Annotated in this window: 18 protein-coding genes and 1 other RNA gene; 11 read left to right on the top strand and 8 right to left on the bottom strand. The window is 44.0% G+C overall.

Going from position 1 to position 17,315, the window contains the following annotated elements; all coding sequences use genetic code 11:
- Positions 1-4 precede the first annotated feature (4 nt).
- From pepF to ACEN8J_RS13510, 3 genes are all read right to left on the bottom strand, one after another.
- Positions 5-1,801, bottom strand: coding sequence for an oligoendopeptidase F (gene pepF / locus ACEN8J_RS13520; protein ID WP_029516700.1), 1,797 nt, complete (start codon positions 1,799-1,801; stop codon positions 5-7).
- Between the two features lie 199 nt (positions 1,802-2,000).
- Positions 2,001-2,189 (bottom strand): hypothetical protein, encoded by a 189-nt coding sequence (locus ACEN8J_RS13515; RefSeq protein ID WP_029516701.1) that lies wholly within the window; start codon positions 2,187-2,189, stop codon positions 2,001-2,003.
- A 7-nt stretch (positions 2,190-2,196) separates the two neighbouring features.
- On the bottom strand, positions 2,197-2,430 hold the full coding sequence (locus ACEN8J_RS13510) for a hypothetical protein (protein ID WP_013309704.1): 234 nt from the start codon (positions 2,428-2,430) through the stop codon (positions 2,197-2,199).
- A 173-nt stretch (positions 2,431-2,603) separates the two neighbouring features.
- On the opposite strand from ACEN8J_RS13510, the gene ACEN8J_RS13505 reads away from it, so the two are divergent.
- The 5 genes from ACEN8J_RS13505 (at position 2,604) to ACEN8J_RS13485 (ending at position 7,019) form a co-directional block, all read left to right on the top strand.
- Entirely contained in the window at positions 2,604-2,801 is a 198-nt protein-coding gene (locus tag ACEN8J_RS13505) for a cold shock domain-containing protein (RefSeq protein ID WP_013309706.1), read from the top strand.
- A 208-nt stretch (positions 2,802-3,009) separates the two neighbouring features.
- On the top strand, positions 3,010-4,428 hold the full coding sequence (locus ACEN8J_RS13500; protein ID WP_029516702.1) for an MATE family efflux transporter: 1,419 nt from the start codon (positions 3,010-3,012) through the stop codon (positions 4,426-4,428).
- A 189-nt stretch (positions 4,429-4,617) separates the two neighbouring features.
- Positions 4,618-5,697, top strand: a complete 1,080-nt coding sequence (locus ACEN8J_RS13495; RefSeq protein ID WP_039269998.1) for a tetraprenyl-beta-curcumene synthase family protein — start codon at positions 4,618-4,620, stop codon at positions 5,695-5,697.
- A gap of 23 nt (positions 5,698-5,720) precedes the next feature.
- Complete coding sequence (pfkA, locus tag ACEN8J_RS13490; RefSeq protein ID WP_039269999.1) at positions 5,721-6,692, top strand: 6-phosphofructokinase; 972 nt, start codon at positions 5,721-5,723, stop codon at positions 6,690-6,692.
- Between the two features lie 117 nt (positions 6,693-6,809).
- A complete protein-coding gene (locus tag ACEN8J_RS13485) occupies positions 6,810-7,019 on the top strand; it encodes a DUF3906 family protein (RefSeq protein WP_013309710.1) in 210 nt (69 codons plus the stop codon).
- Here ACEN8J_RS13485 and ACEN8J_RS13480 read toward each other — a convergent pair.
- The 4 genes from ACEN8J_RS13480 to ACEN8J_RS13465 all read right to left on the bottom strand — a co-directional run bounded on the left by ACEN8J_RS13480 (position 7,016) and on the right by ACEN8J_RS13465 (position 11,161).
- Positions 7,016-8,386, bottom strand: a complete 1,371-nt coding sequence (locus tag ACEN8J_RS13480; RefSeq protein ID WP_495593573.1) for an MATE family efflux transporter — start codon at positions 8,384-8,386, stop codon at positions 7,016-7,018. The genes ACEN8J_RS13485 and ACEN8J_RS13480 overlap by 4 nt on opposite strands.
- 197 nt (positions 8,387-8,583) lie before the next feature.
- Positions 8,584-9,762: a putative glycoside hydrolase gene (locus tag ACEN8J_RS13475; protein ID WP_495593572.1), complete on the bottom strand. Its 1,179-nt coding sequence runs from the start codon at positions 9,760-9,762 to the stop codon at positions 8,584-8,586.
- 216 nt (positions 9,763-9,978) lie between these two features.
- The gene (locus tag ACEN8J_RS13470; RefSeq protein ID WP_080658605.1) at positions 9,979-10,167 is read right to left on the bottom strand and encodes a hypothetical protein; all 189 of its coding nucleotides are present in this window, start codon (positions 10,165-10,167) and stop codon (positions 9,979-9,981) included.
- 172 nt (positions 10,168-10,339) lie between these two features.
- The gene (locus ACEN8J_RS13465; RefSeq protein WP_029516708.1) at positions 10,340-11,161 is read right to left on the bottom strand and encodes a YitT family protein; all 822 of its coding nucleotides are present in this window, start codon (positions 11,159-11,161) and stop codon (positions 10,340-10,342) included.
- 325 nt (positions 11,162-11,486) lie between these two features.
- Between ACEN8J_RS13465 and cshA the strand changes: the two genes are divergently transcribed.
- From cshA to ACEN8J_RS13445, 4 genes are all read left to right on the top strand, one after another.
- Positions 11,487-13,076, top strand: a complete 1,590-nt coding sequence (gene cshA / locus ACEN8J_RS13460; RefSeq protein ID WP_029516709.1) for a degradosome RNA helicase CshA — start codon at positions 11,487-11,489, stop codon at positions 13,074-13,076.
- Between the two features lie 223 nt (positions 13,077-13,299).
- On the top strand, positions 13,300-14,061 hold the full coding sequence (locus ACEN8J_RS13455; protein WP_029516710.1) for a YesL family protein: 762 nt from the start codon (positions 13,300-13,302) through the stop codon (positions 14,059-14,061).
- A gap of 58 nt (positions 14,062-14,119) precedes the next feature.
- Positions 14,120-14,314, top strand: a non-coding RNA gene (gene ssrS / locus ACEN8J_RS13450) — 6S RNA.
- Positions 14,315-14,524: 210 nt separating this feature from the next.
- Positions 14,525-14,917, top strand: coding sequence for a DUF1499 domain-containing protein (locus tag ACEN8J_RS13445; RefSeq protein ID WP_013309718.1), 393 nt, complete (start codon positions 14,525-14,527; stop codon positions 14,915-14,917).
- Between the two features lie 92 nt (positions 14,918-15,009).
- Here the strand turns inward: ACEN8J_RS13445 and tpx are convergent, their stop codons facing one another.
- Positions 15,010-15,528: a thiol peroxidase gene (gene tpx, locus ACEN8J_RS13440; protein ID WP_029516711.1), complete on the bottom strand. Its 519-nt coding sequence runs from the start codon at positions 15,526-15,528 to the stop codon at positions 15,010-15,012.
- A gap of 119 nt (positions 15,529-15,647) precedes the next feature.
- Here tpx and ACEN8J_RS13435 point away from each other — a divergent pair, with 119 nt between their 5' ends.
- Both ACEN8J_RS13435 and gltC read left to right on the top strand, forming a co-directional pair.
- On the top strand, positions 15,648-16,271 hold the full coding sequence (locus tag ACEN8J_RS13435) for a rhomboid family intramembrane serine protease (protein ID WP_029516712.1): 624 nt from the start codon (positions 15,648-15,650) through the stop codon (positions 16,269-16,271).
- Positions 16,272-16,368: 97 nt separating this feature from the next.
- Positions 16,369-17,307, top strand: a complete 939-nt coding sequence (gltC, locus tag ACEN8J_RS13430) for a glutamate biosynthesis transcriptional regulator GltC (protein ID WP_029516713.1) — start codon at positions 16,369-16,371, stop codon at positions 17,305-17,307.
- Positions 17,308-17,315: the final 8 nt, after the last annotated feature.

The following is a 17,315-nucleotide window of genomic DNA, read 5'->3' as shown; positions in this document are numbered from 1 at the left end:
GGTTTTACTTTCCTTCAGTTAGCTTTTCCATTTCTGTAATGACTTCTTCGAATACGCTCATCGCTTCGCGAATCGGCTGCGGAGAGGACATGTCAACGCCAGCTTTTTTCAAAATATTGATTGAATAATCACTGCCGCCACTCTTCAAGAAGCCCAAGTAACGGTCAACGGCTGGCTGGCCTTCTTCCAGAATCTGTTTCGAGAAACTGGTTGCTGCCGAGAAGCCAGTAGCATATTTGTAGACATAAAAACTGTTATAAAAATGGGGGATTCGTGCCCATTCCATTTCAATGTCTTTATCTACCTTCATGCCTGGTCCGTGGTATTTCACATTCAGATCATAGTAAATCTCTGATAAAAGCTGCGGTGTGAGGGATTCCCCCTGTTCAGCGCGTTCATGTACAATTTTCTCAAATTCCGCAAACATGGTTTGACGGAATACCGTTGTGCGGAATTGATCTGCATAATAGGTGAGAAGGTACATTTTCTCTTTTGGATCGGTTGATTTGTTCAGCAGGTAGTCCATTAGCAACGCTTCATTGGTTGTGGATGCCACTTCAGCCAGGAAAATGGTGTACTGTGCATCTCTATACTTCAATGCGTTGTCTGAATAGTACGAATGCAACGCATGCCCCATTTCATGAGCAAGTGTGAACATGCTGTTCAGGTTATTTTTATGATTCAGCAACACATAGGGGTGGGTACCATAAGCTCCCCAACTGTATGCACCCGTACGTTTGTTTTCATTCTCGTATACGTCGATCCAGCGCTCATCATAGCCTTTTTGCAACGAAGCCAGATAGTCCGCGCCCAGTGGCTTAAGGCCTTCCTTTGTTTGCTTTTTGGCGTCTTCATACGTAATGTCCATCTTGTATTCGTCCACAAGTGGAGCGAACAAATCATACATATGGAGCTCATCCACACCTAACAACTTCTTACGCAACTTCATGTAACGATGGAGCAGGGGCAAGCTTTCATGAATGGTGTCAATGAGATTCGTATACACTTCCTTCGGAATATTGTCACCGTATAGTGACATTTCCAGTACAGAAGGGTATTTGCGAACACGAGAATAAAAAATATTTTTGTTCACATTGGCACTTAGTGTAGAAGCAATTGTATTTTTATTTTTGGCATACGTGTCATACACCGCTTTAAAAGCACGTTCGCGTACTTCGCGGTGTGGACTTTCGAGGAATTGAATGTAGCTGCCATGAGTCAGCTCAACCTCTTTGCCGTTCTCATCCTTAATTTTTGGAAACTTCAGATCAGCATTGTTGAGCATGCCGAAAATCGTTTGCGGGGCTTGAGCCAGATTGCCAACCTGAGCGAGCAGCGCTTCTTCTGTCTTGCCCAAAATATGTGCTTTTTCCCGCTTCATTTCTTGAAGGGTGAACCGATAATCTGCAAGCTTCGGATCTTCAATGAAGGCATCGAGCTGATGATCTGGCAGTGCCAAAATTTCAGGTGTCACAAAAGAAAGAGACTCGCTAACCTCAACGCCTAATTTTTTGGCTTTTTGCGAAAGACCCTGGTATGTAGGTTCAGCTGTATCCTCATCATGATGCAGATGTGCGTACACATATACACGCTCGGTTTTCAGCGACAATTCATCTTCCAATTTAAAGCAGTTGCCAATCGATTCTGCTGAATTGAGCTTGCCTTGGAATTGTTCAGCCTTTTTGGCTAGTTGTTTGACTTCTTCGTATTCTTGATCCCATGCTTTGCGGTTGGGAAACAGATCTTCCAATTTCCATGTATTTTCCACTGGCGCATCAGCGCGTTTTACAATTTCACTCATGGAGAGCCTCCTCTGATCGAACGTAATGTGGGGTAGGGCTGCGGCAGTAAGGGACGGATGCCAAAACGAAGAAACCGCCACGCTTACCGTAAGCAGCAGGGCAAGAGGTTTTACAGGATGCATGTAACGGCAGATCCTCCTTATACCATGGCTTGTTATGCCATAGTATGACCTCTTACGCCCGAAAGTATAATTTTCCTTACTGTGGGTTGGAACCTATATTTAATAAGCTGTATACAATGAGATAAAAGGCAAAGCAAACCATGATTACAGCAGTGAGGGCCATCCACTTTTTGAGAGGAGTCGGTATCGTATCACGCTTCATGATCAGCACTCCGCCCAGCGTGAAGGCCAGAATAATGAAGATGAGATAGCTGTTGGACACCATGAATAGGCTAGACCTGTTTGAAAGCGTTCATGATCCGCTGCCATTCTTCCTCATTATCTTGAAAGGACTGCTTGGGAAACCGATTTTGAGCCCAATGCATCAGCGCCGGGCGGCTTAAAAACGTGTGGGCTTCCTCGCCCCAATCATCGGATATTTCCCGTAGAACGATGTAACGGCCCTGCACCTCGACAGTCATCATGTTCCAATTGTCTTTTTTGTATATTTCGTGTTTTTTCATCATATGCATGTCTCCGATTTTATAGATGTTTTGGTTCATGATACCGCAGTTTCCGCCGCAAAAGCAAATCATTCCAGCCCAAAAAACCCGGAAAAACATCAATTGCATTGTGAAAAAGCATGAAGTATAATATGGATATTCGCCATAGATGGCGGTATTTTTAGGAGGTTGTTCACTTGAAAGGTACAGTTAAATGGTTTAACGCAGAAAAAGGTTATGGCTTCATTCAAATGGATGGTGGCGAGGACGTATTCGTACATTTCTCCGCAATCCAAGGCGACGGCTTTAAAACTTTGGAAGAAGGTCAAGCGGTTGAATTCGAAATTACTGAAGGTAACCGTGGACCCCAAGCAGCTAACGTAATCAAACTGTAAGTGTAACTGAATTGTAAGAATGGTTCCGTTTCTACGGATGTCTTATATATTACGGTTAAACTATGAATTGAGAGCGCAGTTCCTTTATTTTAAGGGACTGCGCTTTTTTGCGTAAATACGTTTATGATATGAGAAGATTGAGCAGGAATAGGGTATTATACGTAATAAAACTAGGCAGAAGACATTATAGATTGAAGGAGTTGAGAAAATGAGTGCAGCAGAGGCTAGTCGTAAGCCTTCCTTGATTGAAGGTCCTATTGCTAAAACGCTGTTTATGTTCTCTTTGCCGATGCTGTTCGGCAACATTCTGCAATCCCTAAATGGCACGATTAATTCGATCTGGGTTGGGAAATTTCTGGGAGAGGCCGCCTTGACTGCCGCTTCCAACGGAAATATTATAATGTTTTTTCTTATCAGTTCCATTTTTGGTGTCACTATGGCTGCTACTATTATGATTGGACAAAATATCGGAGCAGGAGACGTAGCTGAAACCAAGCGTGTAGTAGGTACAAGTGCAGTCTTTTTTCTGGTGCTCGCTTTTGCTATAGGTATTATCGGATTTTTGAGTGCGCCTTGGATACTTCATGTACTCAATACCCCTGCTGAATCGGTAGATATGGCTATCACGTATACGCGTATTATTTTCGCAGGCATGCCCTTTTTGTACGGCTATAATTACATCATGACTGTAATGAGAGGGGCTGGAGATTCCAAAACACCATTTTATTTTCTGATTGTTTCCGTCGTACTGGATGTACTACTCAACCCGCTGTTCATATTCGGATGGGGACCGATTCCTGCTATGGGCATTGGAGGTTCCGCTACTGCTACCCTGATTGCTCAAGGGATCAGCTTTGTGTTGATTCTCATTTATCTATATCGTGTAAAATATTTTTTGCGCATTACATCTTCAGAGCTTCACTTACTTAGATTTGATTGGAAGATTATTTGGACCCTAGTCCGTAAGGGAGTGCCGATGGGGTTGCAAATGATTGCTGTCTCTACCAGCGCGATTGCTTTAATGAATCTGATTAACGGCTACGGGACAGTTGCAGCTGCAGCTTATACAGCAGCTAATAATTTGTCCAGCTATGTACAGATGCCGGCAATGGCGTTAGGTGCAGCTGTATCTTCCTTTGCCGCTCAAAATATCGGAGCCGGACGTTGGGATCGAGTGCGCACGACAACCTGGATTGGGATTGTGTATAATTTTGTATTGACTGGTGGAGCTGTGGTATTAATTTACGTGTTTAACCGTCAGGCCTTGCTCATGTTTCTTCCTTCTACAGGGGGTGCATTGGAATTGGGAATGCGGATTAATATGATCACCTTGTGGTCTTTTGTTATATTCGGTGTTACCAATGTCATTACAGGGGTTGTTCGATCAACGGGTTCCGTAATGATACCGCTTTTAATTACCATTATTTCATTATGGGGCATTCGTATACCTTTGGCCTATGCATTTGTTGATGAGTATGGTCTAGATGCTGTATGGTGGAGCTTTCCTGTTGGTTTTGCTATCTCTGCCGTAGCAGTCATTTTCTATTATGCTTTCGGGAAATGGAAGCAGGCAAGTATGGGAGAGGGAATCCAAGGCGTGAAGCCAGCAGAGGACAAGGATAGGTAGGCCCTTTATACTATTTTCGGCTAATAAAACATTACAGGTATAAAGTCTTTTAATGAGAACAGCTCATTTTTCTTGAATTTTAAAGAAAAAAGTGAGGTTGTTCATTTGTGCTAAAAGGACGATCATATTATAATGGATATGGTTTGGATAGGTATAATTACGTAGACAACAATGTGGAGGCACCGTCATTTGAGTTATGTTGAGCAAGGACGTTATCAAGTACCGAGAGGCCCCATAGGTCTAATGAGCCGAATGTACAAGCACATTCTCCCTGAAACGAAACAAGAATTGAGTAACTGGAAGAGCAAGGCCGAACAAATTCCGGACCCTGAACTGCGAAGCCAGGCGCTTGCGAGCATAGCGGATAAGACATTTCACTGCGTGGGTGGAGCGGTTTATGCCGCAGCTAATATGTCTGCCCGGCAGACGTTAATTCCGCTGATCGTAGCGTATCAGACCATTAGTGATTATCTGGACAACCTGTGTGATCGCAGTACGTCCATGGACCCGGATGATTTCAGGCTGTTGCATCAGGCTATGCTGGATGCGATTAATCCGACGGCTAGGCCAGTGAATTATTATGAGTTGCGTCGTGAGCAGGAGGATGGCGGTTATTTGACTGGGCTGGTGACAACCTGTCAGTCTTGTGTAAGCAGGCTTCCGGGCTATGAGGCGGCAATGCCTTACGTTCAGGATTTGGCGCGATTATACACGGATTTGCAAGTATACAAGCATATTAAACCCGAGCTGCGGGAACAAGCGCTTTTGGACTGGTGGTCGCTTCATAAAGACCGTACACCAGAGTTGCGCTGGAATGAGTTTGCTGCGGCTACCGGTTCAACTCTGGGGGTCTTTATGCTGTTTCTTGCTGCCAGCGACCAGCATCTGACAGATGCGGGGGCTGCCTCAATACATGCATCGTATTTTCCACATGTGTGCAGTCTTCATATTTTGCTGGATTATCTAATCGATCAAGACGAAGACCGGAAGGGCGGAGATCTTAACTTTTGCAATTATTATGAAGATACCGACATGATGCTAAACCGGATCGCCTACGTTGTGAATCGGGCGCGGGCTGATATTGCAGATGTCCCTGCCAGCTCCTTTCACCGGATGATTATCGAGGGATTGCTGGCTTTATATTTATCCGACCCTAAAGTTAGCGAGCAGCAAGACGTTCGCGCTGTTTCGAGACGTTTAATGAAAAATAGTCCGCTCATGCGTTTGTTTTTCTTATTAAACAGTCGATGGATAAGAAGGCTTATATGATTATTTTGAGGAGGTCATAAACCATGACAGCAGTTAAGAAAATTGCAGTATTAACAAGTGGTGGAGATTCACAAGGGATGAACGCGGCAGTTCGCGCCGTCGTACGTAGCGGATTGTATTTCGGACTGGAAGTATTCGGGATTCAACGTGGTTATCAAGGCCTTTTGAACGACGATATTTTTCCAATGGATCTGAGAAGCGTCGGAGATATTATCCAACGTGGGGGTACTGTACTTCAATCTGCAAGATGCCTGGAATTTACGACTGAAGAAGGGCAGAAAAAAGGCGCGCAAATTTTGCGTGACCGTGGGATTGACGGCGTAGTCGTGATTGGTGGAGACGGTTCCTACCAAGGAGCTAACAAACTGACCAAGCAAGGCATTAAAACCATGTGTCTTCCGGGTACGATTGACAATGACATTTCCTTCACGGACTACACGATTGGTTTTGATACAGCGGTTAGTATCGTAGTGGACGCAATCAACAAGCTGCGTGATACAATGTCATCTCATGAACGTTCTTCCATTGTTGAAGTTATGGGACGTCATTGTGGTGATATTGCTTTGCATGCGGGTCTGGCTTCTGGCGCAGAAACAATTTTGGTGCCTGAGGTAGAATTTGACCTGAACGAAGTATCTGATCGTATGAAACAAAATTTCAAGCATGGCAAGCGCCACAGTATTATTATCGTTGCGGAAGGCGTAGGCAAAGGTGAAGATGTAGCAAAGGTAATCCAAGAAAACTGTCCGGATTATGAGCCTCGTGTTACAGTGCTTGGACACATCCAACGTGGAGGCACACCAACCGCGTTTGACCGCAACCTGGCGAGCCGTTTGGGTGACTTTGCTGTTCGCCAATTGATCGAGGGCATATCTGATAAGGCTTGCGGAACGATCGACGGTAAGTTGGTAGCCACAGATATTGACAAGGTTGTAAATACTAAAAAAGATTTCAACATGGAGCTTTATGAACTTGCTTTGCGTTTGTCCCAATAATAAGAGCCTTCTACGTACAGTAGATCGGTTCTGATATTGGAAAAGATCAAAATTATGCGGATGACCCGAGTCATCCGCTATTTTTTAGCTTTGAGTCCTATCAGGAGGTAGTCATACATGTACCTATTCAAAATCGAAGTGGATAGTTCGGAAGGAGCGCTGACTGTCATTCTCGCTGCTGAAAATGAAGAACAGGCATTTGAAGAGATTGAACAACATGTGGAGAGACACTTTCTATATCCTCCCAAGCTGAACGAAGTGGCTATTGTGGAGAAAAAACGAATAACTTTAGGCGCAGCATATGTAATCGAGACACGCAAAGGCTAAATAACCTCTGCGTGTTGTTTTTTTTCGGAGAAACGACGTTGTACTTTCACCAGACGCCAGAGAAGTAAAATAGCGCCTACTGCCAACCCTGTAATCAAACCGATCCAGTAGCCGTAGGGCCCCAATGAAGTCCAGCGTGCCAGTATATATCCTACAGGAAGCCCAATGACCCAATAGGAGAGGAATGTGAGCAAAAAGGCTGGATTGACGTCTTTATACCCGCGTAGCGCTCCTTGTGTAGGTGTAGCGACAGCATCAGATATCTGAAAGAAAATCGCATAGATTAGAAAATGCTGTGCCAACTGAATGACCTGCAGATCGGTGGAGTAAAGTCGAGCGACCTGTTCACTCCAGATAAGCAGTACAATAGCTGTAATCAGTGATAGACCTACTGCGCTGCTGATGCCCATTACACTATAAGCTTTGGCATCCTGCGGGCGAGTAGCTCCTGTTTCATAGCCAACCAGAATCGTAAGTGCCATACAAATGCTGAGTGGAATCATATATAACGTAGATGCAAAGTTCATCGCGGCCTGATGTGCGGCTATGGTAGCTGTATTATAGCTACTCATGAAGAGAGTGACAGCTGAAAAGACGGCAGTCTCAAAAAATATTGCAAATCCAATCGGTACTCCAATCTTGATGAGCTCTTTCAAAGCACTAGCAGCAATCCCGTATATTTTGCTGAAGATTCGGTATTCGGCAAATATTTTTCCCCGATGCGCAGTGATACCAGCGACCAGCATAATGATCCAGTAGGTGGTTGCCGTTGCCACCCCGGAGCCTACACCTCCCAGACGCGGAAAACCCCAGTTCCCATAAATAAGTAGATAGTTCAACAAGACATTGATGGGTAACGACATGAGCGTGATTAACATCGTAAAGCGGGTTTGTCCCAATGCATCCATAAAGCTTCGGAGCACCGTGTAGGCAAATAGAGGAACAATACCGAAGGCCATCGCACAAAGATAGTACAGTGCCACATTATGAACTCTCAATTCCAGATTCATACCATTTAGAATAGGCTTGACCAAAATGATGCCAGCAATCAAAACGACCATGGATAGGGCAAGAGAGAGCCAAAGTGCTTGAATGACATAGTAGGAGACTTTATCTTTGCGCTGTGCTCCCACTAATTGAGATACAATAGGTGTGATAGCCATAAGTATTCCGTTAAGGCCTGTTTGTACAGGAATCCACAGACTTACTCCGATGGCTACTCCAGCCAGATCGGCAGGGGAAAAGTGTCCCGACATATTCGTATCGAAAAAAGTCATGGCAGATAGTGCAAGCTGGGTAATCAGGATAGGGAGCAAAATGTATAAAAGCTGCTTCCATTTCTGCCCCGTTGTTGAAGTCAATTGCATTTTTGTTTTCCTCATTTACTAGGGATTGAATATTCGTATGTATCATAACATGTAAGTATTTATTGTAAGGGATACCGCCACATTTGAACAGTAATAAAAAAGACTGCACCCGTTCGCCAAACAACGGGACAGCCTTCGAAAAAAATTATATAATTTCTAAATTTCGTATTAGATAACGAGAAGTCCGGAGGGATAAATTATTTGTAAGTTACTCCGCTTGAATAGCGGTTTGTGGCATTCCAGAGTAAATATTCATCCACTTTCATATCCTTAAGCGCTCGAATTTGGTCCTCTACTTGAGTTTTTCCATACTTAGCATAATGTCCGTTTCCTAACCAACTTGCAGTAAAATCCTGGATCCAAGGACGAATAATTGGCTTTAGCTTGCCTGTCGGATCTAGCTTTTTGTGTGTATCGGCCATGGAGCCTTTAATCGTCTGGTAGGGATTCTTATCAGGGTCTTTTACACCGAACCAGCCTGTGGTGTAGTGACTTGGATAAACCATGGGTGAAATGACATCCACATTTTCGGAAATTTTAGTGAAATCCTGTCCGATTCCCTCCGCAGCAGGAACGGATGCGGCATATCCAAAAATATCTACGGATACTCGTACACCTAATGGAGCAAGCTCTCTGCGGGCATATTGTACGAATTCAGCGACTGCATCCGAGCGGGATTGATCTGATTTGGTATATTTCAGCTTGTCTGCTCTTTTCTCAAAGCCTTCGGGGAAACGTACATAGTCAAATTGAATTTCCCTAAAACCAAGTTTGGCTGCTTCCTTAGCGATGGCTATATTATAATCCCATACTTCTTTATTATAGGGATTGACGAACCCGTCTCCCTTGCCGTTTTTCCAGACAGAGCCGTCAGGATTACGGAAAGACATCTCGGGATTTTTGTTGGCCAGTACCGTATCTTTAAATACGACAATACGAGCAATCGGGTAAACATTATGCTTTTTCAATCGGTCCATCAAACCGGAAATATCCCGAATGAATTTTTGCGGCTTGCCCAATTTGAGCAGCTCGGGATTGGTCGTTGGATAAGTGATATAACCTGCATCGTCTTTAATATCAATAACCATGGAATTGAGCTCTGTCTTATCAAGCAGTTCAAGCAGCTGGGTCATACGCGAACCGCCTGCGCTATAAGCTGTGACATAGATGCCCTTGATAGCAGGAGTCGTCGGTTGTGGGTCAATTTTAGCCGGAGGATTGGAGGCATCCACCTTCATCTTATTGTGCTGAGCCTGAATCATGGCGCTGCTAATTGTTGTTGCCACCGTATCTTTTACATTTGGAGCATTGGCTGACTGGTCCCCGTTTCCGCCTATCCCCATCGCCAATAGCATAATTGCCCAAATCATATTCATTTCCTAACTCTCTCCCTTATGGATGTCGCTTACCTGATTATACGTAAAGTTATGTATCGAAAAACAACACGCTTGTAACCTATACTGGAATCATCAGGCACAGTCTTACATGATTAACCCAACTTATGTTCATTGAATCCATAAAAATGCATAAATAATGCCGCTCTCTTCGCAGTTGTAGATGCAACCGGAAGAAGCGGCACTTGGTAAAGAAATTTATTGAAGATAATTATTGTCTTGATGCTCGCAAATACTGTACTGAATAATTTCTAGCGCATCCGTTGGCTTGAGTATGGACATCCCGTCCCGAAGCACAATCATCGAGTTCAGCTCATCCTTTTTGAGAGAAGGGAGCATTTCCGGATACCATCTTAAGACAATGTCGGACAGTTTTACCGTTTCCATTTCCACAAAAATCACCCTTTCCTGCTCGGAATCATTCCAAAAGAATCATTCAATACGATTCGGAAAAGCAAAGTGCCTGTGAAATAGCAGGTAAAGCTGGTCTTTATATACTATGGGAACAGCGCACATATAGTGTACCACAGAAACTGTATTTTGACACTTGGGTTTGTGCTTATCTTCGGCGAAATGAACCCATCACCCCAACCGTTTCCACAATATTGACAAAAGCAGAAGGGTCCACTTCTTTAATGATCCGTTTTAATTCAACTAGCTCGTAGCGTGTCGTGACAGTCATCAGCATGTCTTTTTCAGTATGTGAAAATGCGCCTTCAATTTTTATTTTGCTAACACCGCGTGGTGTGGTTAACATCCGCTCCAGTAGCTTGTCGGTGTGTTCTGTAATAATGTAGACGGTAATCTTCGTGTGACTGACATAGATTTGATCTAACACTTTGCCAGTCACAAAAATAGATAGCATCGACGCAAGTGCAATATTCCAATCATCGTTCAAATATCCTGCTGCAAGAATGACCAGTCCATTCATGCCAACAAGTACAGTTCCTACGGGGAAGTCACGATAACGAGTGACGATGGAACCGATAATGTCAAAACCGCCCGTAGACCCCCCTACCCGAAAGGAAATTCCTGCTCCAACGCCGATCATCACTCCTCCAAAAACGGAGGCTAGCAGGGGGTCCGACACGACAGATCGCACCGGCACCAAGGCCAAAATCCATGTTGTAACGACAACGGATAAAATGCTCAGGCTAATAAAACGCTTGCCTAAAATAAACCAGCCTGTAATAAGCATCGGGATATTGATAATAAAATACATCGCGCTGATATCAAATTTTGTGAAGTAGCCGATTAACATGGAAAGCCCAGCTACTCCTCCGCTCAGCAAGTGGTGTGGCACGAGAAACAGATTAAAACCGCATGCAATGGCAGCGGCTCCAAGAATGACAGTTAAGCAGTTTAACACCATTTTTAACAACTTATTTTCACCTCATTTAAATTATACGGGAAGCAACTTGCTGGTATTCATGAATTGTTCTGTGCTATAATGCGATGTGGATATTCTTGAGTAGGGACCTATGTCCAGAGAAACACTTAAAATTTAAACTGTTTTAAAAAGGATAAATTCGTTTAAGATGTATCGGATAGGTTCCCCAAATTCATTACAGAAAGTTGCAGTTATAGGTCTAAATAAACTGTCACTGTATTGGGGAAAACTTATACAATAATATCGCTACTTAAGAATACAGACAACATTGTGGATTGTCCACCACATCCACCATTAAGAAGGAGTTTGAATAAATTTGACGACATTTGCAGAATTTGATCTTGAACCGAAAGTAATTCAGGCGATTACAGAACTGGGTTTTGAAGAAGCAACACCAATTCAATCGCAATCCATCCCGATTGCACTACAAGGCAGAGACATGATTGGCCAAGCTCAAACAGGTACTGGTAAAACTGCTGCGTTTGGTATTCCGCTGATCAACAAAATTTCTAGAAGCGACGAAAAAATCAGAGCTCTGATCATGGCACCAACACGTGAGCTTGCTATCCAGGTAGCTGAAGAAATCGAAAAACTCTCCCGTTTCAAAGGTCTTCGTACTTTGCCAATCTATGGTGGACAAGATATCGTACGCCAGATTCGCGCTTTGAAAAAGAAACCTCAAATTATTATTGGTACGCCAGGACGCTTGCTTGACCATATTAATCGTAAAACCATCAAGCTGGAAGATGTAAACACAGTTGTTTTGGATGAAGCAGATGAAATGTTGGATATGGGTTTTATGGAAGATATTCAATCCATTCTGAAGCAAGTTCCAGACGAGCGTCAAACGATGCTTTTCTCGGCTACAATGCCTCCTAATATTAAAAGATTGGCTGAACAATTCCTCAAAAATCCTGAGCATGTTTCAGTTATTCCTAAACAAGTTAGTGCTCCACTGATTGATCAGGCCTATATCGAAGTTCCTGAGCGTCAAAAATTCGAAGCATTGAGCCGTTTGATCGACATGGAATCCCCAGAACTTGCTATCGTATTTGGCCGTACCAAGCGTCGGGTAGACGAGTTGGCTGAAGCTCTGCAAAAACGCGGATATTCTGCAGACGGTTTGCATGGTGACTTGTCTCAAAACCAACGTGATGCTGTAATGCGTAAATTCCGTGACGGAAGCATCGATGTGCTCGTAGCGACTGATGTAGCTGCCCGTGGCTTGGACGTTTCCGGTGTAACTCACGTTGTGAACTTTGACCTTCCGCAAGATCCAGAAAGCTATGTTCACCGTATTGGACGTACTGGACGTGCAGGTAAAGAAGGGGAAGCTTGGTCTTTCGTAACGCCTCGTGAAATTGACCATTTGCACTTTATCGAACGTGTAACTCGTCATCGCATTCCACGCAAGCCGCTTCCAACGTTGGCTGAAGCTCTGGAAGGCAAACAACGTATCATTGCTGAACGTCTCCTAGAGGCTGTAGAAAGCGGTGAGCTGAACGAGTACAAAGGTTTGGCTATTCAAATGCTGGAGCAATATGATTCTGTACAACTTCTCTCCGCAGCTCTGAAACTAATGACTGGTGAGAAGAGAGAAGCATCGATTGAGCTGACTCCAGAAGATCCGATCCGTGCAAAACGTCGTAAACCTGACGTGCGTTCTGGCGGTCGCAAGCCTTCCAACTACAGCGGTCGCAGCAACGGTGGTTACAATTCCAACCGTTCCGGTGGTAGCGGCGGTAGTGGCAGCAAAGGTGGATATGGCGGTTACAACCGTGGCAAAGAAGGCGGTGGCTACAACCGTGATTCCGGAAGCCGTTACAGTGGAGATCGCAAACCACGCCCGAGCAGCAATGGGGAAACTCGTCGTCCTGCAAGACGTGAAGATTCCTCTTCCGAATAAGAGATGAAATAATGAAAAGTCGAAGCAGATGAAGCTTCGGCTTTTTTGTTATGATTGAATCAGTATGTATGAACCTTTTAGCAATCTGCTTTAATGAGGCACTTATTGATTTCACTGGCGCATTAGGGCTGAAATACGGTATGATATAGCCAAGAGCCGGAATTTATAGGCATAGCAACATGAGTCTTGGAACTGCCAAGGCTTGCGGAGGGAGAGACTGACATTGGAGTTTAAAGGAGCTATGGGTGGTATTTACCGCCTGACCGAGTGGATTACCCGACTGGCGGCTACAAATTTGTTATGGGTGTTATGTTCGTCGCCTTTTGTGTTCTGCCTCATACTGAAACTACTTGTAATGAATCAGAATTTGGCTAATGAATCTTTACAAATGAATTGGGCGATGGCTGTTTTGGCACCGCTTACTTTATTTCCAGCCACATCGGCTATGTTCACAGTGGTTCGCAAATGGGTAATGGGGGATACCGATACAGGCGTGTTTCGTACCTTTTTTAAAGGGTACAAAGAGAACTATAAGCAGAGTCTGATCGGGGGTATCTTTTACACGTTACTGTTTGTCATCATGTATGTGGATTATACCGTATATATGACACAACTCAGCAACTTGCAAATCGTGGGCGTAATTATGCTCATTCTTATCATTATTTTGCTTGTGTCTATGTTTAACTTCTTTTCGATGGTGGCTCATTATCATATGTCTACCGGACAAATTATCAAAAATGCGGTTTTACTGACGCTGATTCGACCATTCCGTGTATTTTCTACCATGCTCGGTAGCGCCGTTGTTATATTTATCGGAGTCAAATATCCTGTGCTTTTCTTATTCTTCATCGGTAGTGTAGTTGCCTGGTTCGCTTTCTTTAATTTTTATGGAACATTCCTTAAAATGCAGGATCAAATGGAAAAGATGAAGCAGAAAGATGAAGATACGGCAAGCATTGAAGACAAGAAAAGTGATAACCTCTAAAAATAAAACATATTTCTCCTAGCATTTACTTTCTGAGTGAGAAGCGCTATAATAAGGTCATATCCTGCGATGCACGTTACGGTCATTTGTTGTTTTGAACCAATGACAATGTCTAGGGAGACCTATACGGATGAATAGCTGAAAAGCCCTGTCAATTCCTGACAAGGGGACTTCAAAAGTTTATTCTGCGGTCACCCACCTGCTAAAGCAGGTTCAGAAGACGCTATGGTCGGACGGCATCGGCGGGTACTCCAAAGATAATGAATACACTCTGTTTATGCTTCTTGCAGAAACAGGGTGTTTTTTGTATGCAACAATGTTAAACTAAGACATGAGGTACTAAGGTCGCATACCACAGGTATGGTCGGTTAACTTTTTGTTGTTTAACGTTTTATAAAGCGCTTGCAGCAAAAAAACCGATGTGCTGCATTATGGCAACGATTATCGTGAAGGAGGAAATGTCTTGTCGTTGAAGAGGACTCTGGTAGGGATTGTGCGCAGCCAAGAAGGTACAAGCGACCGGGTCAAGGACCCCCAAATGAAGACACGCTATTATAACTTATCGAGAGACAAGGCTTGGGAAGAAGTATCATCTATTCTAAAAAAAATTCCTGGCTACAAGGTTCTTCATGAGGTAGCATCCGTAGGTGAAATTACGTTAGAGAAGCGAACGGCGTTCGGTAGAACCGTCGACATTACCGTTTCCATATTGTCTGTCTCACCAGTTCGGAGTGCGGTGGATATTTATTCTGCTTCACGCGGATCGCTAGGGGACTTGGGCGCGAATTACCGCATCATTTTGCAACTGTTCGCTGTGATTGACAAGAAGCTGTCTGCTCATAAGGTTGTGCAGTGATTGTAGATGTGTGAGCAGTGATGTGGCAGACAAACGTCAAAAAAAGCGAGGAAGGCAACCCTTCACTCGCTTTTTTAATATGCAGTCTTGATTTAGACGAGTTTTTTCACTGCTGCAATCGCTTGGTCATAGTCAGGGTGTTCGGACATTTCGCTCAAGTATTCTACGTAAGCAATTTTGTCATTTTGATCAATCACAAAAATAGCTCTATGATCCAAATGGAATTCCTTGATGAACACACCATAAGCTTCGCCAAAGGAATGATCCTTATAGTCGGACAGTGTCAATACGCGGTCAATACCGGCAGCACCGCACCAACGAGCTTGAGCGAAAGGCAGATCGACGCTGACAGTTAGCACCACGACTTGATCCCCAAGGGAATCAGCTTCCTGGTTAAAACGTCGAGTCTGTGCGTCACACACACCTGTATCCAAAGAAGGAACAACACTGATCAGTTTGACTTTGCCTGCAAAGTCTTGGAGCGTAGCTGCTTCTAACAGGTTTTTCTGTAATTTGAAATCAGGTGCCTGATCTCCAACCTTCAGTTCAGGACCTAAGAGTGTCAAAGCATTGCCTTTAAAAGTAGCAGCTCCTGTACGTTCTTGTGCCATATGTAATAGCCTCCTTGGTTTTTAGCATTGGTTATCGTTGCCGAAATCTATTATAATCTTTTATAAAAGACATTGTCCAATTTGAATAAGGTGGAGACACCCATGAAGGAAGGATTGCCTTGATTTTTTTACGTTATGAGAACTGGAAAAGTTATTTGCGGTTTTACCCAGTAACCTGTCTGATTTTGCTCATCAATATTGTGATGTTTATTGTACTCACCGTACAGGGTGGATCGGAAAATAGTTTGACGCTGATCCGATATGGAGCTTTGATTAATGAGGCGCCATTCACCGATCAACTGTGGCGATATGTATCAGCCATGTTTTTACATGCAGGGTTTGATCATCTTCTGTTCAATTCCTTTGCCATACTCGTCTTCGCTCCTCCGCTGGAGCGTTTGCTGGGGTCCTTCCGCTATGTGTTATTGTATCTGGTCACGGGTATTGTAGGGAACATACTGTCCATTGCCCATTACAACATGGTGGCGGAAACGACAGTCTCTGTAGGGGCCTCAGGAGCGATTTATGGCATCTATGGGGCGTTTCTGTACGTTGCCTTGTTCCAACGTTCCTTGATGGATGATGCTTCGCGCAAAACGCTGTACACGCTGCTTGGGTTTGGCATTCTGTTTTCTTTTGCTGTAGCGAACATTAATTGGACCGCTCACTTTGGGGGATTACTCAGTGGATTTTTCATGTATGGATTATTGATTAGATTGACTGGCCAGCGCAAACGCCACTAAAGACAGTTTTACCGTAAGTTAGCAGGGAAGAAAGAGGATGATGTTCGATTGACGTCTTCTTCCGGATGTTGAAAAACAGATTGGAGCGAATATCGGAGTGGAATTACGACAGTTACAATACTTCATGAAGGTAGCGCAAAAAGAACATGTCACTCAGGCAGCCGAGGAGCTACATGTGGCGCAATCTGCGGTAAGTCGGCAAATTCATCAGCTTGAAGAGGAGCTGGGAGTTAATCTTTTTATGCAAAAGGGTCGCAATTTGCAGCTTACGCCAGTGGGACAGCTATTTTGCAAACGGGTTGAGACGATAATAAAAGATCTAGAGCGAGCTGTTTTGGAGGTTCATGAGTTTTTGGATCCTGAGGGGGGCGAAATCCGCATCGGTTTTCCGCACAGTTTGGGGATTCATCTTATTCCTACGGTAGTGGCTGAATTCCGAAAGCGGTATCCCAATGTTAAATTTAGATTTAAACAGGGGATGTATCCGAGTTTAATTCGTGATGTGTTAGCGGGTGAGGTGGACTTGGCTTTTGTATCTCCTTTTCCCGATCGTCATGATCATGTGGAGGGGGATGTGGTGCTGACCGAGGAGTTGTTTGCTGTTCTCCCGCCCAATCATCCTTTAGCCACGGCCGAACATATCACGCTGAGTCAGCTTAAGGGAGAAAAATTTATTCTGTTCAGAGATGGATATTCGTTACGCCCGATTGTCTGGCAGGCTTGTCTGGAGGCAGGATTTACCCCAGATATTGCTTTTGAAGGTGAAGAGACAGATACGATACGCGGATTAGTTGCGGCTGGTATGGGCGTTAGCCTTTTGCCTGAAATGGCGTTGTTTCAGACCAACCCGCTTCAACCTGCAAGAGTGTCAATTGTTGATCCAGAAGTCACGCGAACTATTGGCTTGATTCATCGTAGAGATGATAAACTGCCATTAGTTGCAAAGTCATTCCGAACTTTTTTGTTGCAATATTTTGGTCTTAAAGGTAGTGTTGCTACTCCGAACGGAAGTGCAAAAGCGGATTTAGGACAGTGAGTATAGTT

The organism is Paenibacillus sp. Paensp38, from assembly GCF_059491915.1.
This window is presented reverse-complemented; position numbering and strand designations above follow the sequence as displayed.

Coding starts and splice junctions, on each gene's coding strand:
- ACEN8J_RS13475 (WP_495593572.1), bottom strand. CDS start 9,762: ATGAATATGATTTGGGCAATTATGCTATTGGCGATGGGGATAGGCGGA.
- ACEN8J_RS13510 (WP_013309704.1), bottom strand. CDS start 2,430: ATGATGAAAAAACACGAAATATACAAAAAAGACAATTGGAACATGATG.
- ACEN8J_RS13515 (WP_029516701.1), bottom strand. CDS start 2,189: ATGGTGTCCAACAGCTATCTCATCTTCATTATTCTGGCCTTCACGCTG.
- pepF (WP_029516700.1), bottom strand. CDS start 1,801: ATGAGTGAAATTGTAAAACGCGCTGATGCGCCAGTGGAAAATACATGG.
- ACEN8J_RS13480 (WP_495593573.1), bottom strand. CDS start 8,386: ATGCAATTGACTTCAACAACGGGGCAGAAATGGAAGCAGCTTTTATAC.
- pfkA (WP_039269999.1), top strand. CDS start 5,721: ATGACAGCAGTTAAGAAAATTGCAGTATTAACAAGTGGTGGAGATTCA.
- ACEN8J_RS13485 (WP_013309710.1), top strand. CDS start 6,810: ATGTACCTATTCAAAATCGAAGTGGATAGTTCGGAAGGAGCGCTGACT.
- tpx (WP_029516711.1), bottom strand. CDS start 15,528: ATGGCACAAGAACGTACAGGAGCTGCTACTTTTAAAGGCAATGCTTTG.
- ACEN8J_RS13470 (WP_080658605.1), bottom strand. CDS start 10,167: ATGGAAACGGTAAAACTGTCCGACATTGTCTTAAGATGGTATCCGGAA.
- ACEN8J_RS13500 (WP_029516702.1), top strand. CDS start 3,010: ATGAGTGCAGCAGAGGCTAGTCGTAAGCCTTCCTTGATTGAAGGTCCT.